At 70.1% G+C, this 20936-nt stretch carries 23 protein-coding genes and 2 pseudogenes; 8 read left to right on the top strand and 17 right to left on the bottom strand.

Annotated features, from left to right (window positions below; genetic code table 11):
• Nucleotides 1–232: 232 nt before the first annotated feature.
• Nucleotides 233–451 (top strand): hypothetical protein, encoded by a 219-nt coding sequence (locus tag ACFKCF_RS18555; protein WP_394495070.1) that lies wholly within the window; start codon nt 233–235, stop codon nt 449–451.
• A 188-nt stretch (nt 452–639) separates the two neighbouring features.
• On the opposite strand, the gene ACFKCF_RS18550 is transcribed toward ACFKCF_RS18555, so the two are convergent.
• From ACFKCF_RS18550 to ACFKCF_RS18505, 10 genes are all read right to left on the bottom strand, one after another.
• Nucleotides 640–927, bottom strand: a complete 288-nt coding sequence (locus tag ACFKCF_RS18550; RefSeq protein WP_394495068.1) for a DUF1963 domain-containing protein — start codon at nt 925–927, stop codon at nt 640–642.
• Nucleotides 816–1247 (bottom strand): hypothetical protein, encoded by a 432-nt coding sequence (locus tag ACFKCF_RS18545; protein ID WP_394495067.1) that lies wholly within the window; start codon nt 1245–1247, stop codon nt 816–818. Before ACFKCF_RS18545 ends, ACFKCF_RS18550 begins: the two co-directional genes overlap by 112 nt.
• Before the next feature lie 37 nt (nt 1248–1284).
• Nucleotides 1285–1437 carry a hypothetical protein gene (locus ACFKCF_RS18540; RefSeq protein WP_394495065.1) on the bottom strand — a complete coding sequence of 51 codons (153 nt, stop codon included), beginning with the start codon at nt 1435–1437 and terminating at the stop codon, nt 1285–1287.
• Between the two features lie 166 nt (nt 1438–1603).
• Complete coding sequence (locus tag ACFKCF_RS18535; RefSeq protein WP_394495063.1) at nt 1604–1855, bottom strand: tyrosine-type recombinase/integrase; 252 nt, start codon at nt 1853–1855, stop codon at nt 1604–1606.
• 21 nt (nt 1856–1876) lie between these two features.
• A complete protein-coding gene (locus tag ACFKCF_RS18530; protein WP_394495061.1) occupies nt 1877–4705 on the bottom strand; it encodes a BTAD domain-containing putative transcriptional regulator in 2829 nt (942 codons plus the stop codon).
• Nucleotides 4706–5126: 421 nt separating this feature from the next.
• A complete protein-coding gene (locus ACFKCF_RS18525) occupies nt 5127–5621 on the bottom strand; it encodes a DinB family protein (protein WP_394495059.1) in 495 nt (164 codons plus the stop codon).
• Nucleotides 5608–6870 carry an RNA polymerase sigma factor gene (locus ACFKCF_RS18520; protein WP_394495057.1) on the bottom strand — a complete coding sequence of 421 codons (1263 nt, stop codon included), beginning with the start codon at nt 6868–6870 and terminating at the stop codon, nt 5608–5610. The genes ACFKCF_RS18525 and ACFKCF_RS18520 overlap by 14 nt, the downstream gene beginning before the upstream one ends.
• Nucleotides 6867–7202 carry a YciI family protein gene (locus ACFKCF_RS18515; protein ID WP_394495055.1) on the bottom strand — a complete coding sequence of 112 codons (336 nt, stop codon included), beginning with the start codon at nt 7200–7202 and terminating at the stop codon, nt 6867–6869. Before ACFKCF_RS18515 ends, ACFKCF_RS18520 begins: the two co-directional genes overlap by 4 nt.
• Nucleotides 7203–7663: 461 nt before the next feature.
• On the bottom strand, nt 7664–8008 hold the full coding sequence (locus ACFKCF_RS18510) for a hypothetical protein (RefSeq protein ID WP_394495054.1): 345 nt from the start codon (nt 8006–8008) through the stop codon (nt 7664–7666).
• Nucleotides 8009–8038: 30 nt separating this feature from the next.
• On the bottom strand, nt 8039–8440 hold the full coding sequence (locus ACFKCF_RS18505) for a hypothetical protein (RefSeq protein ID WP_394495052.1): 402 nt from the start codon (nt 8438–8440) through the stop codon (nt 8039–8041).
• 50 nt (nt 8441–8490) lie between these two features.
• Here ACFKCF_RS18505 and ACFKCF_RS18500 point away from each other — a divergent pair, with 50 nt between their 5' ends.
• From ACFKCF_RS18500 to ACFKCF_RS18470, 7 genes and pseudogenes are all read left to right on the top strand, one after another.
• Nucleotides 8491–9252 (top strand): GntR family transcriptional regulator, encoded by a 762-nt coding sequence (locus ACFKCF_RS18500; RefSeq protein ID WP_394495050.1) that lies wholly within the window; start codon nt 8491–8493, stop codon nt 9250–9252.
• Nucleotides 9249–10046: a hypothetical protein gene (locus ACFKCF_RS18495; RefSeq protein WP_394495048.1), complete on the top strand. Its 798-nt coding sequence runs from the start codon at nt 9249–9251 to the stop codon at nt 10044–10046. The genes ACFKCF_RS18500 and ACFKCF_RS18495 overlap by 4 nt, the downstream gene beginning before the upstream one ends.
• A 58-nt stretch (nt 10047–10104) precedes the next feature.
• Complete coding sequence (locus tag ACFKCF_RS18490; protein WP_394495046.1) at nt 10105–10590, top strand: hypothetical protein; 486 nt, start codon at nt 10105–10107, stop codon at nt 10588–10590.
• A 404-nt stretch (nt 10591–10994) separates the two neighbouring features.
• Nucleotides 10995–11486 (top strand): cupin domain-containing protein, encoded by a 492-nt coding sequence (locus ACFKCF_RS18485; protein WP_394495045.1) that lies wholly within the window; start codon nt 10995–10997, stop codon nt 11484–11486.
• Nucleotides 11486–12115 (top strand): ArsR/SmtB family transcription factor, encoded by a 630-nt coding sequence (locus ACFKCF_RS18480; RefSeq protein WP_394495043.1) that lies wholly within the window; start codon nt 11486–11488, stop codon nt 12113–12115. The genes ACFKCF_RS18485 and ACFKCF_RS18480 overlap by 1 nt, the downstream gene beginning before the upstream one ends.
• A 100-nt stretch (nt 12116–12215) precedes the next feature.
• A pseudogene (locus ACFKCF_RS18475) lies at nt 12216–12473 on the top strand (SDR family NAD(P)-dependent oxidoreductase); the annotation flags it as partial.
• Nucleotides 12425–12610 (top strand): annotated as a pseudogene (locus ACFKCF_RS18470) (SDR family oxidoreductase); the annotation flags it as partial. The pseudogenes ACFKCF_RS18475 and ACFKCF_RS18470, both read left to right, overlap by 49 nt.
• Before the next feature lie 122 nt (nt 12611–12732).
• Here the strand turns inward: ACFKCF_RS18470 and ACFKCF_RS18465 are convergent.
• The 7 genes from ACFKCF_RS18465 to kdpF form a co-directional block, all read right to left on the bottom strand.
• Nucleotides 12733–13152 carry a hypothetical protein gene (locus ACFKCF_RS18465; RefSeq protein WP_394495116.1) on the bottom strand — a complete coding sequence of 140 codons (420 nt, stop codon included), beginning with the start codon at nt 13150–13152 and terminating at the stop codon, nt 12733–12735.
• 126 nt (nt 13153–13278) lie between these two features.
• On the bottom strand, nt 13279–13539 hold the full coding sequence (locus ACFKCF_RS18460) for an SAV_915 family protein (protein ID WP_394495041.1): 261 nt from the start codon (nt 13537–13539) through the stop codon (nt 13279–13281).
• 144 nt (nt 13540–13683) lie between these two features.
• On the bottom strand, nt 13684–16224 hold the full coding sequence (locus tag ACFKCF_RS18455) for a DUF4118 domain-containing protein (RefSeq protein WP_394495040.1): 2541 nt from the start codon (nt 16222–16224) through the stop codon (nt 13684–13686).
• Nucleotides 16221–17051 carry a potassium-transporting ATPase subunit C gene (locus ACFKCF_RS18450; protein ID WP_394495038.1) on the bottom strand — a complete coding sequence of 277 codons (831 nt, stop codon included), beginning with the start codon at nt 17049–17051 and terminating at the stop codon, nt 16221–16223. The genes ACFKCF_RS18455 and ACFKCF_RS18450 overlap by 4 nt, the downstream gene beginning before the upstream one ends.
• On the bottom strand, nt 17051–19135 hold the full coding sequence (gene kdpB / locus ACFKCF_RS18445) for a potassium-transporting ATPase subunit KdpB (protein ID WP_394495036.1): 2085 nt from the start codon (nt 19133–19135) through the stop codon (nt 17051–17053). Before kdpB ends, ACFKCF_RS18450 begins: the two co-directional genes overlap by 1 nt.
• A gap of 1 nt (nt 19136) precedes the next feature.
• Nucleotides 19137–20798, bottom strand: coding sequence for a potassium-transporting ATPase subunit KdpA (gene kdpA, locus ACFKCF_RS18440; protein ID WP_394495034.1), 1662 nt, complete (start codon nt 20796–20798; stop codon nt 19137–19139).
• Complete coding sequence (kdpF, locus tag ACFKCF_RS18435; protein WP_394495032.1) at nt 20798–20887, bottom strand: K(+)-transporting ATPase subunit F; 90 nt, start codon at nt 20885–20887, stop codon at nt 20798–20800. The genes kdpA and kdpF overlap by 1 nt, the downstream gene beginning before the upstream one ends.
• Nucleotides 20888–20936: the final 49 nt, after the last annotated feature.

The raw sequence follows: 20936 nt of genomic DNA, 5'->3' as shown, positions 1-20936 counted from the left end.
TCAGCCCGGTATTTCATTGGCGGTTTGATGAATGCGGCTCTTCTTAACCTGCTCGCGCAGCTCGTCGCGGGCACCGCCTGCCGGTCTCAGGCGGGAATCCTCGCGGTCCCGTCGTTGGCTGGTTGTTGAGCCGATCACTACCGGCCCAAGAGTTCCACCACCTCGGCCTGGCCGGCGAACCGTGCCCGCGCCGTACCCTCACGGCCGGGCGCCAGCGCGCGTTTTGCAGCCCATGACGGACTTGGAGATCGCTGAAGTCAAGCAGGCAGCGGTGACGCCAGAACAGCGACTGGTCGTCGCCTTGGCCGCCGTCTACGCCATGCGGGCTGGCGCCATTCGCCATCTGACCCTTGACGACATCGACCTACCCAGGCGGCAGATTCGGCTCAGTGGTCATCACAAGAAGTTGTCCGAGTTCGCGCATCGCGCCCTCATCGACTGGTTTGCGTGATCGCCAACGTAAGTGGCCGCATACGCCCAACCGCCATGTTCTGATCTCGTGGAAGTCTGCTGCCTATATTCATGCTGAACCGGCTAGTCCCGGTGCGTCGGCGAGACTCGGGCGGTCAGCGTCCCAGCGGCGGCGCGTCCGGCGCCCCGGTCTGCCGGGACGGTGAGGCCTACGGCGGGTGGTAGATGTCAGTGCCCCTGGACGTGGAGAAAGACCTGGCTGAAGTCGTGGGCGGCGAGCTGGTCTCGGCGGATGCCGAAGATCAACCTACCGCCGTCTCCGAAGAGCATTCCGTTGTCCTCGTCGAGCTGGAGCAGGGTGACCTGCTGGGAAGCCTCCGCCGCCAAGCCGGGATCCTTCGGGGTCAGTCCAGCCCCGTACGCGGCCGCGACTTCGATCGGTGACTGTAGGGCATCGGAGTAGCCACCGACCTGGTGATCACGGCCGCTCTCCGCGTCGGCGAAATCCGCGAGCATGTCGCCGAACACCTCCCAAGGTTCCTCCCCACGAGACAGTCCCAGAACTCGTCGCCCAGCTTGATCAGTTCGTTATGGCCACGCGTCGGCCAGGTGGCCACGGTCTCGGCGGCGAGTGGGGTCTCGGGGAACACTGACGCTTCTCCGCTGCCGAGCACTTTGCGCTGAGGTACACGTATGGCGCCGGGAGGCAGCAGGATCACCTGCGCGGCCGCGTTGTCCCAGGTGGTGAAGAACAACAGCGTGCCCTCGGCGGGCAGGCCAATGTCCGACTCGTACGCCGCGAGCGCTGCGCAGTCCAGTTCGGCGAGAAACTGCATCGCCGAACCACCATCCGTGCCCGGCCACGGCACTCCTTCAGGCAGCCCGCCGCAGGCCGCCCAGCCGGCCGACAACGGTCTCGCCCTCCTCAGCGATCGACAACCGGATGGCCGGACGAGCTAGGGCGATGATCGGCTCGGCGAGTTCTTCAGGTAACAGCTCCCGGACGTACTCAGCGAAATCAAGCATCCAGTCATAGCAATCGCGGATAATCCAACGAAACCATCTCTGGCCTGTGCTGATGGTGCAAGTGGGCGCGATGGCCCTGAGCGGTTTGTCGTCAGCGGATCGCTTGGTCGCGGCGTCGGCGGGCGGCGCGGATCTCGGCGTCAGCCACCTTGTCGTCCAGCAGCGCCTACAGCTGGGTAGTTTCGGTGGAGGCGTGGCCGACGCGGCGGCGGACGGCTTCGATGGAGACGCCGGCGTGGATGAGTTCGGTGGCATGGGTGTGGCGCAGCTGGTGGATGTCGATCTCGACGCCGGAGGCAGCGCAGTTGAGTTCTCCATTCAGCGGCGCGCGCGGCGCTCGTACCGATGCGCTGGCTTGCGCTCCCCCTGGCAAAGCATGGCTGACCGGCGTTGGGAAAGCGTTGTGGGTGCCGGCCACGCTGCCGCCGCGTCATCGGCGCTACGGTTCCAGGTGGTCGTGGATCTTGGTGCGCACCCGGTCGGCGTCGGCGTGGCCGAGTTGCTCGAAGATTTCCAATGCGCGCCGCCAGGCATCGCCGGCCGGCCTGCCGTGACCGGCGGCGTGGTGAGCGTCGCCGAGGCGGACGAGGGTGGCGGCCTCGTTGTAGCAGTCGGCGACCTCACGGAACAGGCGCAGGGCGTGTTCATAGCAGGCGGCGGCCTGGGCGTGATGGCCGAGGTGCAGATGCGCGTGCCCGAGGCTGTCCCATGTGGTGGCCTGACCGTGCTGATGGCCGAGCTCGACGTGCAGGTCGAGGGCCTCCTCACAGTGGATCAGGGCCTGGTCGTGGTGGCCCAGCAGGGTGTGGTACCAGCCGATCGCGTTCAGCGCGTGCGCGAGTCCGGCCTGATGGCCGGCCTGCTGGTAGAGATCGCGGGCCTGTTCGGCATGGCCGAGCGCCTGCCGATAATCGTGGTACGTCTCCAGGAGCGAGGCGACACCGCGATGGGCGTTGGCTAGGCCGACTTGGTCACCGACCGCGCTGAACAGGGTGAGCGTCTGCTCGACGTGGGCGCGGACTTGGTCATGGCGGCCCAGCCGGGTGTAGGCCCGTACCAGGCCGCTGTGGGCGTGGGCCTGGCCCAGCCGATCTCCGTGCCGCTGCGCGGCATCTAGCGCGGTCTGCTGGGTGGCGAGCAGGTCCTGCCAGTGCCCCTGGTGGTCGAAATAGGTGACCAGGGCCCAGGCGAGCTGCCAGGTGAGGGTGCCGAACCCCAGGTCGGCGGCCTGGCGTACGGCTGCGATCAGTACCGCGTGCTCGGCGGCGTACCAGGCCATCGCCTGGTGCGGGTCCGTCAAGACTGTCGGGCGCACTCCGTCCTCCGGCGCGGGCAGGGTGATCGGGTGACGGTGCGGATAAAGCAGCAGCATGGCCGTGTGGGCGGTGTGCACGTAGTGGTCCAGTACGCGACGTGACGCGGCCCGCCGGACGGCCTCCGTGTCGGTCGTGCGAGCCTGCTCCGCGGCGTAGGCGCGCAGCAGATCATGGTAGGTGTAGCGTCCCGGCCGGTGCTCGATGAGCAGGTGCGCCCGCGTCAGCTCGGTCAGCAGCCGTCGCGCCTGGGCCGGGTCCAGGGCGGCCATGCTGGCCGCCGCCTCCGCGTCGGTGTCCGGGCCTGGGTGCATGCCCAAGAGTCGGAACAGTCTGGCCGCCGGTGCCGTCAACGTGCGATAGGACCAGGAGAACACCGCTTTGAGGTCGGCGGCCGGCTCTCCCGCGTCCAGGGCGTCCAGCCGGGCCGAGTCCCTGCCGAGATTCTCGGCCAGGGCCCGCAGCGGGAAGTCCGGGCGGACCTTGGCGCGGGCCGCGATGATGCTCAGCGCGAGTGGCAGCCCAGCGCACAGGTCCAGCAGGCTCGCCACGGCCCCAGGGTCGGCCGCGGCCCGCCGGCTGCCCACGTGGCTGGTGAACAGCCGGCGCGCCTCGGCCTGGTCCAGGGGAGGCAACGCGATCGGGTGGGCACCGTGCCCGGTCGTCAGGCCGGCCAGTTCGTTGCGGCTGGTCACCAGCACGAAGCAGGACGGGTTTCCCGGCAGCAGGGCCGCTACCTGCGTCGTGTCATGGGCATTGTCCAGGACGATCACCATGCGCCTGCCGAAGATCAGACTGCGATACAGCGCCACCTGCGTGTCCAGCGTCGGTGGGATCGCCGCCGGATCGACGGCGAGAGCACCCAGGAGGGTCCGCACCGCCACCGCCGCCGACATCGGGCTGCCACAGGCGTCGAAGCCACGCAGGTTCACGTACAACTGCCCGTCGGGGAAGGCGTCCGCGTTCTGGTGGGCCCAGCGCAGCGCGAGCCAGGTCTTGCCGATGCCGCCGCAGCCCCCGATCGTGACGATCCGTACCGTGTCCGTCGTCAGCTGAACCTTCAGCGCGTCATCGAGCTCGGCCAGTTCCCGGTCCCGGCCGATGAACAACGGCGGCGCCGCTGGCAAGGTCCGCGGCACCAGGGAGACGCCGGCCGCCGTCTGCGGGGTGCGAGTTGCCCCGGTGACGTCCGCCATCACCGGCGCGCGAGCCGGGGAGAGCGCGGAATCGGCGGCAAGAATCTGCTGGTGGAGGCGCTGGAGGGCAAAACCGGGGTCAGTCCCCAACGTCTCGGCCAACTCACATCGGATCCGCGCGTAGCACGCCAAGGCGTCGGCCTGGCGGCCACTGCGATACAAGGCGATCATGAGCTGGCCGGCCAGCCGCTCGTCCAGCGGATGTAAGGCCGCCAGCGCCGTGAGGTCGGCGAGCAAGGTGGCGTCCTCGCCGTGCCGGATCCGCAGGTCATGGTAGTCGAGCTGGGCGGCGAATCGCTCGGCCTGCAGCGGGTACCTCAATGCCGTGAACCATGGGGTGTCCAGATCGGCGAACGCCTCACCGCGCCACAACGTCAGTGCCCGCTCGTACAGCGCCACCGACTCCGCGGTGTCCCGGCCGCCCCGCGCCTGGGTCACCAGCCGGCGGAACAGATGCAGATCCACGGCCGCCTCGTCCACCTCGAGCAGATAGCCTCCAGAACGACGTCGGATGCCCCACTCCCCGGCCACCGGCACCGCGGCCCGCAACCGGGAGAGATAGGCGCGCAACGTACCTGCGGCCTGCGCCGGCCGGTCTTCACCCCAGACCCGCTCGGCGAGCTGGTCCATGGAGACCGGGTGGTTCACCTCCACCAGCAGCGCCGCCAGCACGTAGCGCTGCCGTGCCGGCCCGACGTCGATCGGCCTGCCGTCCACCTGGGCACCCACCTCGCCCAGCAGCCGGAATTCGACTTGCATCGCACTCCTCTGGCATCGTCCTGGCGCCCATCAAGGCCCGGTCCGGTTCGCTGCCCCGTGGCTTGGCCGTACGATGACGAGCACCGACTCTACGAAAGAGGCCCCAGGCCGCCCTCGAACTTCCATAAACTTTGAAACTTCGCAAAGGTCGCAGCTGAGGGGACGCTTCATGCAAATGCCCCGCATGAGGTGAGGGTTTACACGCCACGAGAGGTTGTTGTCGATGAACCAGGCTTGACCGACCGGGCTTCGGTGAGGTCAGGCGCCTCTGCTGTGCGAGCGCCCGAAGCCGCCGACTCGACCGGCTTCGGTGGACTGCACGGCTCAATCCGTTGATCTGGCCGAGCGTCTCGGCGGAGGGGCCACGGCCGACCGGGGGAACTATGGTCGGCTGCTTGGCGGGTTAGAAGCACCTGATGCGTTAGGTCAGGACCAGCCACCTCCGGCCGTCGAGGAGTTCGCGGGCCGCGTCGAGGTGGCCGGCGTGGCAGGCGGTCTCGGTGATGACGTGCAACATGACCTCCCGCACCGTATGGAGGCGCCAGCCGGTGAACCGGTCGGGCCACCACGCGGGCGCCGCGTTGAGCGGGGTGGTGGCGATGACGGCGTCCGCGGCCTCGATCTGTCGCCGGTAATCGCTGAGGACCAATTCGGCGGACTCTTCCGGGCCGACCTGCCAGGCGTCACCGGTCCGGTCCAGGTCGTCGATCAGTGCCCGGTCACCGGCGACCACGGCGCGGAACCAGTACCGCTCGACGTCCAGGGCGAGATGCCGCACCAGGCCCAGGCAGCTCCAGCCCGACGGCAAGACGGAGCGCCGCAGGTTCGCCTCGCTCAGGCCCTCCAGGATGCCCTGGACGTGTTGTCGCTGGTTGTTGTGGAAGGCGAGCAGCGTTTCGGCCTCAGCGCTGATCATAATCCCTGCTCTCGTCGTGTGGTCTCGGCGGTGCGATCCGTGGCGCCTGGCGTTCGGTCTCGGCGGCGCGGTCGAGCAGGGCGCGGCGTTCGGGTTCGGTGTGGGCGGCGTCCGCCGCCTGACGGAACAGGGCAACGGCGTGGTCGCGGTCGCCCTGGCGGGCGGTCAGGTCGGCCTCTGCGGCGATGGCGAGCGGGTGGCCATCCAGCGCGCCGCCCTCCCGCGCCCTGGCCAGCAGCGCCAGCCCGGCCCGTGGCCCGTAGGCGCAGCCGTGCGCGACGGCGCGGTTCAACTCGACCACGGGCGTGGAGTGGATCTCGGCCAGTGCGTCGTAGCAGCGGGCGATCTCCGACCAGTCCGTGTCGGGCACCGACAGGGCGGTGGCATGGCAGGCGGCGATGCGGGCCTGCAGCGCGTACGGGCTGTCCTGCTCCGCCTTGGACAGCACGTCCACGCCCTCAGCGATCGCCGCCTGATCCCAGCGGGAGCGGTCCTGCCGGTCGAGGGGCAGCAGGTTGCCTTCGACGTCCTGCCGGGCCTCCCGCCGGGAGTGCTGCAGCAGGAACAACGCCAGCAGCGCCGAGACCTCGCCCTGCCTCGGCATCAGCCGGCCCAGCAGCCTGGCCAGCCGGATCGCCTCCTCGGCGAACGCGGGCCGGCCGTCGGCGTTGTACCCCTGTGTGAACAGTAGGTACAGCACCGCCAGCACGCCCGGCAGCCGCTCGGCCAGCGCGGGTCCGCTCGGCACCCGGTACGGGATCCCCGCCTCAGAGATCTTCCTCTTGGCCCGGGTCAGGCGGCGCGTCATCGTCGACTCGGTGACCAGGAACGCACGCTCGATGTCCGCGGCAGGTACCCCGCAGATCGTCCGCAACGTCAGCGCCACGCGGGACTCCAGCGCCAGCGCCGGATGACAGCACGTGAAGACGAGCCGCAGCCGGTCGTCCACAACCTCCTCCTTCCCGGCAGCATCGTCCACTTCGCTCAGCGCGAGCGCCGCCGCCTCCGCGAGCTTGCGCCGCTCGACAGAGGCGCGGCGTAGCGCGTCGATCGCGCGATTGCGAGCCACCGTCATCAACCAGCCGCCCGGATTGTCCGGCTCGCCCTCCTGCGGCCACCGTTGCACGGCCGCCGTCAGTGCCTCCTGCGCGCAGTCCTCCGCCAGCGTCCAGTCACCGGTGACGCGGATCAGCGTGGCGACCATGCGCGGGTAGGCGTCGGCCGCCAGCGCCTCCAGGGACGTTCTCACCGCTCGCCGTCGGCGAGCGGGCGCAGCTCCAGCCGCCCATGCCGAGCCATCGGGTGCGTACGGGCGATCTCGATCGCCTCGTCCAGGTCGGCGCATTCGAGCAGGTCGAAGCCCACGATCACCTCCTTGGTCTCGGCGAACGGGCCGTCGGTGAGTATCAGCTCGCCCTCCCGTACACGAACCGTGGTCGCGGAGGACTCCGGCGCGAACGCCGACCCGAGCAGCCGCCGGCCGCGGCCGTCGTTCTCAGCCACCCAGGCCTCGATGTCGGGCAGATTCCGCTGGTCGATGTCGGGCTCGGGGTCACTGCAGACGAACATCATGTACTTCATGTCGCGCTCCTCAGATGTGTGGCGGTTCACCATAGTGACGAACGGCGGCCACGCGACCGGACGCCCGCAGGGAAAATTCCCAAAGGATGTTCTGTGACGGTAAGGGCCGCCTCACCCGCACGTTTCCTTCCAAAGGAGGCTGGAGGCCGAAGCCCGGCCAACTTCCTCCCGGCAGCCCCCACAAGCGGCAACTGGCCAGCATTCGCCTCCTCTACGGCCCGAGTAAGAAACCCTCGGCGTGCCGGCCATCGAGATCGAGCTCCTCCAGCCCGCCACGGCCTGAGACACCATCGATGCGCCACCACGACGATGGCCCGCGTATCGCGCCGTACCATCGTCAGCTCCCGAGCACACCGTCGCGGCTGTGCGGCACGCTGGGCGGGGGTGTGTGTGATCGCCCTGGTCACCGACATCACTGTCCCTCTTCCATACCCGGTCCGCCCCACGGACTGGTTCGATGTCTAACCGTTCATCCCGGTCACCGGAAGCGCCCTGGACGGCCGAGGCCGTGCGAGGAGCAGCACCAGGCCGAGCACGCCAACGCCGACCAGACCGACGACGTTGAAGGCGTCGGTGAACGCCGCCCGCACGTGCTGCAGCAGTTGCAGGTCGCCGCGGGCGCTCGCATCACGAATGCCGTCGACCACGCTGACAGAGGCCGGCGAGTGGGGCAGGTCCAGCAGGATGCGGTAGACCACCGTGCCGAGGGATCCCAAGATGGTCAGACCCACCGCGATCCCGAGCTCGTTGCTCACCTGGGCCAGCGCCGCTCCCGCACCGGCGCGTTCGGGCGGCGTGGCGCTCATGACGCGGTCCATGAGGAGCGGGAACGCCGCTCAGATGCCGAATGCGGCCAGGGCGGCACCGCCGGCCGCGAGCGGCCGGCCCACCCAGGTGACCGGCAGGACGGCGTACAGTAGGAAACCCGACGTGGTGATCAGCAGCATCGTCACCACGATCGTGTGATCGGCGAAGCGGCGGTTGAGCCATGGCCCCACGTTGGAGGCGGCGATCATGAGGACGATCTGGGGCAGCGTCCACCAGGCGGCGCCCATTGGTGTCAGGCCCTGCACCTCCTGCAGGTAGAGGTTGAAGAACAGGGACTCGGATGCGGTGATCGCTGCGGGCCGGCGGGGCCACTCGTGCAGCCTCGCTGGAGAAGACCGGCCGCAGCGGCATCCGCCTGAGAGTTGCTTTAGCTCCGGCATCCATACGCTGTGTGATTTTGCGATCACCATAGGGTCTCTTGGTGCGGTGAGTACGTACAAGATGTCCAAGGAGAACTCAAGTGCCCGCCGGATCCGACCCCCGAGCCCTGTACGAACGCGTCGCGGACACCCTGCGCACCTCGATAGAGCGAGGCGAACTGACACCGGGAGCCCCCGTGCCGCCAGAGCAGGAGCTGGCAGAAAGGCATGGCGTGTCGCGTCAGACAGTGCGGCAGGCGTTGCAGCAGCTCACCAACGAGGGGCTGCTCAGCAGCGGGCGAGGCCGCGGCCGTACCGTGCGCTCGCAGGCGCGCCTGCGCTGGCACCTGTCCCACTTCGAGCAGCGGGAAAGCCACAGTGCCGACGCGGACGCGTGGGCGGCCGAGGTCCGGGACCAGGGCCGGGTGCCCCTGCAGGAAGTGAGCGTCGGCCTGGAGATCCCGCCGAAGGCGGTGGCCGAACGCCTCAGCCTCGACGCCGAGAAGGACATCGTGGTGGTCCGGCGCAGGGTGCGGTACGTGGACGACGTTCCCTTCCAGGTGGCCGACAGCTACTTCCCGGAGGACCTGGCCAGAGGGACGGCGCTGATGCGGCCGACGAACGTGAGCGCCCCCGGCGGCCTGCTCGCGTCCATCGGCCACTCCCAGCGACGGCTGGTGGACGAGATCCAGGTCCGGATGCCCACCAGGGACGAGTCCGCCCGGCTGGGGCTGCCCGCGGGCACGCCGGTGGCCGAGCACATGCGCACCGGCTATGACGCCGAAGGCCGGCCGGTGCGCGTGATGGTCACGGTCGCACCGGGAGACCGGCACACGCTCGTCTACGAGCTCGATGCTTCATGACCGTGGCCGAGGCCGTGGACCTTTTCCAGTGCGACCCCATGACGCAGCCGCTGACCTACCCGGGACGCACCCCCGCCACCTCCGGCGTGCTGATGGACGGCGCGTACCTGCAGTTGTCCTTAGAGGAGGCCGCCCCGGCGGACGACTGGCAGGCCGGAGCCGAGACACTGGGCGAGCTCCTGGCGCGCCTCGGGCGCTCCCCGATGTCGGAGCGCCACCAGGTCGTCGCCGTGGGCTCCAATGCCTCGCCGGGTCAGATGCGTCGCAAGTTCGCCGGCCACGGGACCCCGCCGGTCATCCCCATGACGCTCGCCGATGTGGACGGCCTCGCTCCAGGTGTCTCCGCGCACGTCAACCGGTGGGGTTACATGCCGGCCGTGCCGGTGGAGACCCCGGGTGAGACCTCGCGGCTCTTCGTGCTCTGGCTCGACGAACGCGAGCTGGCCGCGCTCGACCTCACCGAGCCGAACTACTGGCGTCGCCGCCTGCCCGCCGAGCGCCATCCCGTGACGCTCGAATCCGGAGCCCCGCTCCCGCGCTGCTTCGTGTACGTCGGCAGGCATGGGTGCCTGGTGGACGGGACCGGTGCGGCCAGACGGCTCGCGGATCAGCGGGCGCTCATCCAGTGCCTCCTGGACGAGTCCCCTGAGCTGCGTCGGCTGTGCGGGAGCACGCCCGAGGAGTTCGTCGCGTCTGTACAGGACGAGGCGCTCCGTGACACGATCTACCGGCTCTTCCCGGCAGAGCGCCGCACGATGTCCCAGCCTGCCCTGGTGGACCTGCCGTCACGTTAGCCAGCATGCTGTCGATGGCGGACAGTCGCGCCGGCAGAGCGGAACGAGGGAATGGTCCTTGAGCATCAAGATGAGCGGAAGAACTCGACGCGCGGTGTACGGCTCTCTTCTGGCACTTGGCGCAGTCGCCATCACCCTGACAACAGGAGGGCTGCTCTTCGACTCAGCCTTGGACAGAGCCACGGAACAGGGGAAGAAATCATGGGAACACTGCGTCGCCGCGGCGAAGAAGGACAATGAAGCCGTACTGAGGGCCACCCGCGACCTCTTTCCGAAGAACAGTGTCGGCAACATACACGACTCCGATTCGTGTGACTCCGCAGACGGCGGGGCGGTCAATCTCGACGTATTCTCCGACACCAAGAAAGAGGCCCTCGAAGGTTTTTACGCGGCAGGATGGTCCGACGTTCCCCGCAGCGATCAGGCGTGCGAAGGCTGGGACTGCCTCGGGGGAGCCATGAAGTCCGTCGATGGGCGCGTGATGTATGTCCTCCTGACCCACCAGGATCAGAACAAGCTCGAAGCCACCCTGGTCTACTGGTGAGAACGAACTTCGTCGCACTGCGCATCGCCAGGCGCTAACCGGCTCCGCACCCCGTTCCCGGCCGACTCGCGGACCTCGCCTCCCTGCGAGAGCTCCGCCTGGCGGTACGCGATCACGGCCTTCGCGGGTCGTGCCCAGGCCCGGCCGGGGTCGGTGTGGTTCGCCACGAGCATCACGTTCTGTCTGGTCTGGGTCGTCATGGCCACCGGCCCCGGCCGCGTCCAATGCCGCCAGGGCCGGCTCCTCGGCCGCGGCAGTCGTGCGCAGGGACTCGAGCCGTTCGGGCCCGGGCAGGGCGAGGAGCCGCGGGAACCTGGCGATCGGCATGCTTCGCCAAATCGTGATCCACCAGGCGGGGCGCAGAGGTTATTCTAAAGTTCCTTAGAACATCAGAAGGAGTGGACATGTCTTACCCCGAGCCCCGGTATCTCGCAGAGGCAGGCGAGCACAGCGGTGTCCTGCGTACGGCGGACACCCCGCCCGACCTGTCGATGGCCAGTGGCACGCAGGTGCACTACCTCGGCACGGGCGGCTCGACGAACGGCGCGTTCGGGCTGTACCGATGGGAGATGGGCCCGCGCCCGTCCGGTCCCGGCGCGCACTTCCACCGCACGATGACCGAGTCGTTCTACGTGTTGTCCGGCACCATCAGGCTCTACAACGGCGAGAAGTGGGCCGAGGGTAAGCCCGGCGACTTCCTGTACGTGCCCGAGGGCGGCGTGCACGCCTTCCGCAACGAATCGGGCGAGCCCGCCTCGATGCTGATCCTCTTCACCCCGGGCGCGCCCCGCGAGGCGTACTTCGAGGAACTCGCCGACATCGCCAACACCGGCCGCGTGCTCAGCCCCGAGGAGTGGACCGAGCTGTACCTGCGTCACGACCAGTACATGGTCTGATGTCCGAATCCCCGGAGGAGCCGATCTACCAGCAGCTGGCCCGCATCGGCAAGGCCCTGGCCAGCCCGGTGCGGCTGCGCCTGCTGGACGTGCTCGCTCAGCGCGAGCACACGGTCGAGGAGCTGGCCCAGGCGGCGGGGGTCGCGCTCAAGAACACCTCCGCCCAGCTCCAGCAGCTGCGGGCCGTCCACCTGGTGACCAGCAGGAAGGAGGGCCAGCGGGTCTACTACCGGCTGGCGGACGAGCGGGTGTCGCGGTTCCTGGCGGAGTTGCGGGGGTTCGCGGAGGAGCGGCTGGCCGAGCTGCGCGACGCCGTACGGGCGCGGCTCGGGCCCCTTGAGGGCGTGACCGCCGGGGAGCTGGCCTCCCGCCTGGGCGACCCCGGCACGCTGATCGTGGACGTGCGCCCGGCCGCCGACTACGCGGCCGGGCACGTGCCGGGGGCGATCTCCCTGCCCATGGCCGAGCTGCGCGAACGCCTGGACGAGCTGCCCACGAAGATAGAGATCGTGGCGTACTGCGGCGGGCCGTACTGCGCGGTGTCCTCGGAGGCGGTACGCGTCCTGAGCGGGCACGGCTACGCGGCCCGCGCCCTCGACGGCGGCTACCTGGGCTGGCAACGCCGGTGAGGCTCGATGAGCATGCGGTGAGCGTGCGGTGAGTACGTGGTGAGGCGGCGCCGCCAGGGTTGAGCCATCGCCGGAGCCGCACCGAGGACCGGCCGCCGGCAAGGAGAGCGTGGCGCGGATCGAGGAGGCGGGCGACCGGGCGTTCGCCGTCCGCGCCCGGTTCGGCGCGGCGGGAGCGGTGGACCAGCTGTTCGAGGGGCTGACCGGCTGGCTCGCGGGGCGGGGCCTGGACGTCCTGGTCAACAACGCGGGCATCGGCTCGGCCAAGCCGATCTCGGAGGTCGCCCTGGAGGAGCTGGACAGGAGTCGATGGCCCCGACCCTGGCCAACGAGCTCGGCAGGCGCGGGATCACGGTGAACACGGTCGCGCCCGGCGCGGTGCGGACCGACATGACCGCGGGCTACACCTCGATCCCCGAGGTGATGGCCGGGCTGGAGTCGATCACCGCGCTCGGGCGGCTCGGCGAGCCGGAGGACGTCGCCGACGTCGTCGGCTTCCTGGCGGGGCCGCAGGGCCGGTGGGTGACCGGCCAGACCATCGACGTGTCCGGCGGCACGTACCTCGGCTCTCCTCGCCTGACCTGGCGTTTCACTCCCCGCAGGGAAGGTGTGAACCCTCACTGCGCCTCGTGCGGCAGCTCCCCGGGGCGCCCGTGTAATCGCCCGAGGATCACGGGGGCACGACGGGAGTCCGCCCGCATGAGGCGGTGGCGGCGGCGGGCCACGCGCACGTACCCCCAGCCGCAGCCCACGAGCGCCACGGCGGTGAACGAGGCCAGCCGCAGCAGGTCGGCGGACCCGAAGGCCAATTGGCCTTCGGAATGCGCCAGAAAGCCCGTCGCGAAACACCACGACATCGCGCCCGTCGCCAGCGCGGCGAAATAGCTCCGCACCCAGACGCCGAACACGCCGACCGCCACCGCCATGACGATGACGCGCGCCGTGGCCTCGGAGAAGGCCAGCGAGGCGACGACGCAAGCGCCGACCGCCCACACGAACCCGGCCGGAAGCAGCATCTCCACCGGACGCCCGCGCATCGACCATCCTTTCTGTGGGAGCAATTTCATGAAACCCGCCCGGGCCCGCGGGGGCGATATCTTCTACGGCATTACTACGCACTCGCCACAGCCGTTGACGCGTCATTCACGCGCGGGACCGGCCGGTCAGGCCACGCGCTTCGCGGGCCGCGTCATCGTGCCCGCCGGGTCGACGACGAGGCCGATGACGTCGAGCTCGGCGATCAGGGAGCGCAGCGCCGGCGCCGTGAGCAGCACCCACGGCTGGTCCGCCCCGAGGACGTCGGCCAGCTTGAGCGCCGAGGAGAACGCGACCGCCGTCCGTTCGCCCGAGGCCGTGCGGAACAACCGCAGGGCCGGGGCACACGTGCCCACCCTGACGGGGACGAACAATGGGGGCTCTGACATCTGCTTCCTTCCGGCGAGGAGTCGTACGCAGCAGACGCTAGAGCCGCCACCGGCGGCATTCCTTGATCGCTACGCATTCCGGACGCACGCCTGACGCCCCGTTGACGCCACCACGCGGGGATGGCGTCGGGCACAGGATGCGGGTCAGGCCGGCACCGTCCCTGGCGAGACGGGCATGGTCAGGATCATGGTGAGGCCTCCCCCTGGTGTCTCCTCGGGTACGAGCGTGCCGCCCATCGCCTCGGTCAGGCCGCGGGAGAGCGCCAGCCCGAGGCCGACGCCCGCATGGTTGTCCCGGTCGCCGAGCCGCTGGAACGGCTGGAAGACGCGGTCGTGCGCCTCGGGCGGGATGCCGGGGCCGCGGTCGATGACGCGGATCTCGACGTGCTCCCCGTGCCGGCTCGCGGTGACCAGCACCGGCTCGTCCGGCGGGCTGTAGCGGACCGCGTTCGACATGAGGTTGACCAGGACGCGCTCCAGCAGGGCGGGGTCGGCGACGATCTCCGGCAGCTCGACGGAGACGTCCCCTTCGATGCGGTCGCGCACCGGCCCGAGGTCGTCGACCGCGCGGGGGACGACCTCCTCGAGCGCGACGGGCTCCGGGGTCAGGCCGAGCACGCCGGCCTGCAGGCGGCTCATGTCCAGGAGGTTCGCCACCAGGCGGTCCAGCTTGTCCAGCGACTCCTTCGCGGTGTCGACCAGCTCGGCGCGGTCGTGGTCGCTCCAGGCCACGTCGGTGTTGCCCAGGCTCTCCACCGCCGCCTTGGCCGAGGCGAGCGGCGTACGCAGGTCGTGGCTGACGGCGGCGAGCAGCGCCGTGCGCATCCTGTCGGCCTCGGCCAGCGGGCGGGCCCGCTCCGCCGCCTCCTGGAGGCGCTCCTGCCGCAGCGCGACGGCGGCCTCCGCGGCGAACGACTCCAGCACCGTACGGTCGGCGGCGTCCATCGGCCCGCCCCTGGCGGCGAGGATCATGTCGTCGTCGATGACCACGTCGGTGTCCGACTGTCCCGGGGAGGTGGACGGGGCGCCGCCCGAGGTGGCCACGATCCGCCAGGCGTCCGACCGGTGGTCGGGGGTGCGGCCGGCCTCGGGCCGGCGTTCCAGCAGGGTCACCGACGTGAAGCCGAACGTCTCGCGCATGCGCTCCATCAGGGACGGCACCGCGGCCTCGCCGCGCAGCACGTGCCCGGCCAGCGTGGACAGCAGCTCCGCGTCCGCGCTCGCGCGGGCCGCCTGCCTGGTACGGCGGGCGGCGAGGTCCACGATCGAGCTGACCGCCGCAGCGACCAGCACGAACACCACCAGCGCGAACAGGTTCTCCGGATCGTTGATGGTGAACTCGCCGATCGGCGGCGTGAAATACCAGTTGAGCAGCAGCGACCCGCCGACGGCCGCGGTGACGGCCGGCCACATGCCGCCGGCCAGCGCGACCCCGACGGTCAGGCAGAGGAAGAACAGGATCTCGCTGGGCAGCGACAGCACGTCCCTGAACGGCGAGAGCAGGACCGTGAGCAGCGGCATCCCGGCCACCGCCAGCGCCCAGCCGGACAGGCGGCGTTTCCTGGTGAGCGCCGCCCGCGAGCGGGCCGGTCGGCGGCGGCCCTTCATGACCTCGTCGTGAGTGATCATGTGGACGTCGATGGAGCCCGACCGCGCCGTGGTCTCCACGCCGACGCCCCGGGAGAGGATCTGGGCGAACCGGCCTCTCCTCGACGCCCCGAGGACCAGCTGCGTGGCGTTGACGCCGCGGGCGAAGTCGAGCAGCGCTTGTGGGATGTCGTCGCCGACGACCTGGTGGTAGCTGCCGCCCATGCTCTCGACCAGCGTCCGCCGGCGGGCCAGGCCGGCCGGGTCGGCCCCGGTCAGCCCGTCGGCGCTGGTGACGTGGACGGCCAGCAGGTCGGCGCCCTTGGTGCGGGCGGCGATGCGGGCCGCCCGGCGTACCAGCGTGTCGCCCTCGGGGCCGCCGGTCAGGGCCACCACGACCCGCTCGCGCGCCTCCCAGGTGGTGGCGATGCCGTGCTCGGCGCGGTAGCGGTCGAGCTGGTCGTCGACCTTCCCGGCGACCCACAGCAGGGCCAGCTCGCGCAGCGCGGTGAGGTTGCCGACGCGGAAGTAGTTCGACAGCGCGGCGTCGACCTTGGCGGGGGCGTAGACATTGCCGTGGGCCATGCGGCGGCGCAGCGCCTCCGGTGACATGTCGACCAGCTCGACCTGGTCGGCGCGGCGCACCACCTCGTCGGGGACGGTCTCGCGCTGCGGTACGCCGGTGATCTCCTGGACGACGTCGTTGACGGACTCCAGGTGCTGGATGTTCACCGTCGAGATCACGTCGATCCCGGCGTCCAGGATGTCGTCGATGTCCTGCCAGCGCTTGACGTTCCTGGAGCCGGGCACGTTGGTGTGGGCAAGCTCGTCGATCAGCGCCGTCTTGGGGCCGCGGGCGATCACCGCGTCGGCGTCGAGCTCGGTGAACGTCGCGCCCCGATGCGTCATCGTCCTGCGCGGGATCACCTCCATGCCCTCCAGCAGGGCCGCGGTCCGGGGGCGGCCGTGGGTCTCGACGAAGCCCACGACCACGTCCCGGCCGCGCTCCATGCCGCGCCGCCCCTCGCCGAGCATCGCGTACGTCTTGCCGACCCCGGGCGCCGCCCCGAGGTAGACCCGCAGGCGGCCCCGGCTCATGACCGATCCAGCGCCAGGTTGAGTTGGAGCACGTTGACGGCGGGTTCGCCCATGAAGCCGAGCGCCCGGCCGGTGGTGCTCTCGTCGATGAGCGCCTTGACCCTGTCGAGGGGCAGGCCGCGTTCCAGGGCCACGCGGGGCGCCTGGAGCTCGGCGTAGGCGAGCGAGATGTGCGGGTCGAGGCCGGAGCCGCTGGCGGTCACCGCGTCCGCGGGCACGGCAGGCGTGCCCGAGCCGCCCGGGACCGGGACGGTCCGCCCGGCGGCGTAGTCCTCGCCGGGCTTGGCGCACTCCACCTTCAGCCCCTGGTAGGTGGTGACGAAGGGGGCGGCGGGGCAGGCCTGGTTGACGCTGACGGCCCGGCCGGGGAAGACCTTCAGCACCGCGCCGACCCCGCCGGCGGTGCAGTACGGGCGGGCGCCGCTGACGCCCTCCAGCTCGCCGACCGCCTTGGACCGGGCGCACACCCGGGTCAGCAGCGACTGCCTGCCCTCGGCGCCGGGCACCGGCAGCACGTCGACGACGTCCTCGGGACCGAGGTTGCCGGCTCCGGTCGAGGTCGGGTCGTAGCCGGCGGCCGACGGGCGGGACTGGAAGTACTTCTTCACCGCCTTGCCGTCGGCGTCGGTGAAGGACTGGCCGATGATCGCGCTGCCCACGTCCTTGCCGCCGGCCCGCACGATCGAGCCGTTGGCCTTGCCGTTGAACAGCGCCTGCGCGATGGCGGTGGTGGCCAGCGGGTAGATCAGGCCGAGCAGCACGGTCAGGACGGCCACGGCCCTGACGGCGGCCAGGTGCCGGCGCAGCCAGCTGGGTAGACGGTTCATTACGACATCCCCGGAAGGAACTGGATGAACAGGTCGATGATCTTGATGCCGACGAACGGCGCGACGATGCCGCCCAGTCCGTAGACGTAGAGGTTGCGGGAGAGCAGCTTGGAGGAGCTGGAGGGCCGGTAGCGGACGCCGCGCAGTGCCAGCGGGATCAGCGCGATGATGACCAGGGCGTTGAACACGACCGCGGACAGGATCGCCGACTGCGGGCCGGCCAGGCGCATGACGTTCAGGGCGTCCAGGCCCGGGTAGACGGCCGCGAACATGGCCGGGATGATCGCGAAGTACTTAGCGATGTCGTTGGCGATGGAGAACGTGGTCAGCGCGCCGCGGGTGATGAGCAGCTGCTTGCCGATCTCGACGATCTCGATCAGCTTGGTCGGGTTGGAGTCGAGGTCCACCATGTTCCCGGCCTCCTTGGCGGCCGAGGTGCCGGTGTTCATCGCCACCCCGACGTCCGACTGGGCCAGGGCGGGGGCGTCGTTGGTGCCGTCGCCGGTCATCGCGACCAGGCGGCCGCCCTGCTGCTCCTTCCTGATCAGGGCGAGCTTGTCCTCGGGAGTGGCCTCGGCCAGGAAGTCGTCCACGCCAGCCTCGTCCGCGATGGCCTTGGCGGTCAGCGGGTTGTCGCCGGTGATCATGACGGTGCGAATGCCCATGCGGCGCATCTCGTCGAAGCGTTCGCGCATGCCCTGCTTGACCACGTCCTTGAGGTGGATGACCCCGAGCACGCGGTCCTTCTCCGCGACGACCAGCGGAGTGCCGCCGGAGCCGGAGATGGCGTCCACGATGTGCCCGACCTCGTCGGTGGGGTGGCCGCCCTGGTCGCGGACCCACTTCATCACCGCGGTCGCCGCGCCCTTGCGGACCTGGCGCTCGCCCAGGTTGACCCCGGACATGCGGGTCTGGGCGGTGAACCGCACCCACTCGGCGCCGTGGATCTCCCGCTCGCGCAGGCCGTGGCGCTGCTTGGCGAAGACCACGATCGAGCGGCCCTCGGGGGTCTCGTCGGCCAGGCTGGACAGCTGCGCGGCCTCCGCGAGCTCGGCCTCGGTGACGCCGTTCACGGGGACGAACTCCGATGCCTGCCGGTTGCCCAGGGTGATCGTGCCGGTCTTGTCCAGCAGCAGCGTCGACACGTCCCCGGCGGCCTCCACCGCGCGCCCGCTCATCGCCAGCACGTTGCGCTGGACCAGGCGGTCCATGCCGGCGATGCCGATGGCCGACAGCAGCGCGCCGATCGTGGTCGGGATCAGGCACACCAGCAGCGAGACCAGCACCACTCCGGTGACGCCGTCGGCGTTCAGCGCGAGCGAGTCCGGCACACCCGGGCTGGTGAGCTTGGAGTAGATGGCCAGCGGCTGCATGGTGACGGTGGCGACCAGGAAGATGACCGTCAAGGCGGCCAGCAGGATGTTGAGGGCGATCTCGTTCGGCGTCTTCTGCCGGTTCGCCCCCTCGACCAGGGCGATCATGCGGTCGATGAAGCTCTCGCCGGGCTTCTGGGTGATCTGGACGACGATCTGGTCGGACAGCACCCTGGTGCCGCCCGTGACCGCCGAGCGGTCACCGCCGGACTCGCGGATCACCGGGGCGGACTCCCCGGTGATGGCCGACTCGTCCACCGACGCGATGCCCTCGACCACGTCGCCGTCGCCGGGGATGGTCTCCCCGGCCTCGACGATCACGAAGTCGCCCTGCCGCAGCTCGGGTGCGCCGACCACGTCCCACTCCGTGGACGTGCGGCTCTTGAGCCGGCGGGCCTGGGTGCCGGTCTTGGCCCTGCGCAACGTGGCCGCCTGCGCCTTGCCGCGCCCCTCGGCGACGGCCTCGGCCAGGTTGGCGAAGACGGCGGTCAGCCAGAGCCAGACCACGATGGCCCAGGCGAAGAACGACGGGTCGAGCACCGCCAGCACGGTGGTGAACACGGCGCCGACCTCGACGATGAACATCACCGGATTGCGCCACAGCGTCGCCGGGTTGAGCTTCTTCAACGCGTCCGGCAATGAAGTGATCAGCTGTTTCGGGTCGAGCAGACCGCCGCCCACGCGGCCGTTCCGCTTCGCGGGGGATGACATGTCAGGACAGTCCTTCTGCGATGGGGCCGAGCGCGAGCGCCGGGAGGAAGGTGAGGGCGACCAGGATGATCGTCACGCCGACGACCATGCCGACGAACTGCGGCCGGTGGGTCGGCAGCGTGCCGGCGCTCTCGGGGACCGGCGCCTGGGCGGCCAGCGAACCGGCCAGCGCCAGCACCAGGATGATCGGCAGGAACCGGCCGAAGGCCATGCACAGGCCGAGCGCCACGTCGTACCAGGGCGTGTTGACGGTGATCCCGGCGAAGGCGGACCCGTTGTTGTTGGAGGCGCTGGTGAACGCGTAGAGCACCTCCGACAGGCCGTGCGGTCCCGAGTTCAGCATGCTCGCCCGCTGCCGCGCCGAGCCCATCGCGCAAGCCGTGCCGACCAGCACCAGCACCGGCGTGACCAGGGAGTACAGCGAGGCCAGCTTGATCTCGCGCGAGCTGATCTTCTTGCCCAGGTATTCGGGGGTGCGGCCGACCATCAGGCCCGCCACGAACACCGTGATCACGGCCAGGATCAGCATGCCGTACAGGCCGGAGCCGACCCCGCCGGGCGCGACCTCGCCCAGCATCATGTTGAACAGCGTCATCATGCCGCCGAACGGCGTGTACGAGTCATGGAAGGAGTTCACCGCGCCGGTGCTGGTCAGCGTGGTGGCGGCGGCGAAGGTGGCGGAGTTCGAGACGCCGAAGCGGACCTCCTTGCCCTCCATCGCCGCCCCGGCGGCCTGTGGCACGGTCGCGTGCCCGCCCAGCTCGAAGACGTTGGTGAGCAGCACGCCGGCCAGCGCGATCACGCCCATCACGGCGAGGATCGCGTACCCCTGCCGGACCTGGCCGACCATCTTGCCGAAGGTGCGCGTCAGCGTGAACGGGATCACCAGGATCAGGAGGATCTCGAACCAGTTCGTCCAGGTGGTGGCGTTCTCGAAGGGGTGGGCCGAGTTGGCGTTGTAGAAGCCGCCGCCGTTGGTGCCCAGCTCCTTGATGGCCTCCTGCGAGGCGACCGGGCCGCCGGTGATCGCCTGGGTGCCGCCGGTCAGCGTGGTGACCTCGTGCGGGCCGGAGAGGTTCTGGATCAGCCCGCCGGCCACCAGGACGAGGGCGCCGGCGAAGGCGATCGGCAGCAGGATCCGGAGCGAACCGCGGACCAGGTCCACCCAGAAGTTGCCGATCGTGCCGGAGGCGCGCCGGGCGAATCCGCGTACCAGGGCGATGGCCACGGCCATGCCCACCGACGCCGACACGAAGTTCTGCACCGCCAGCGCGCCCATCTGGGTCAGGTGGCCCATCGTGGACTCGCCGGAATAGGCCTGCCAGTTGGTGTTGGTGACGAAGCTGACCGCCGTGTTCCAGGCGACGTGGTCGGTGACCGGCCTCATTCCGACGCTGAGCGGCAGCTTGTCCTGCAGCCGCTGCACGGCGTACACGAAGAGGATCGAGATCAGCGAGAACGCCAGCAGGCTGCGCGCGTAGACACTCCAGCTCTGCTCGGCGTCCGCGCGCACCCCGAGCAGCCGGTAGATCAGGCGCTCGACGGCGTTGTGCCTGGCGCCCGTGTAGACCCGGTACATGTAGTCGCCGAACGGCCTGTGCACCAGCGCCAGAGCGGCGATCAGGGAGACGATGAAGATCATCCCTGCGACGGTCGTGCTCATCAGAAGCGCTCCGGGAACAGCAGGGCCACGACCATGAAGACCACCAGCCCTGCGACCACGACCAGGCCGGCGGCGTTGACGGCACTCACAGCCGCTCCACCGCCTTGACCACCAGCCCGAAGATCACGAAGATCGCGA

The sequence above is a fragment of the Nonomuraea sp. JJY05 genome, from assembly GCF_043496855.1.
In the GTDB taxonomy this organism is placed as follows: Bacteria; Actinomycetota; Actinomycetes; order Streptosporangiales; family Streptosporangiaceae; genus Nonomuraea.
The sequence above is the reverse complement of the archived record's forward strand: the minus strand, read 5'-3'. Positions and strand labels throughout refer to the sequence as shown.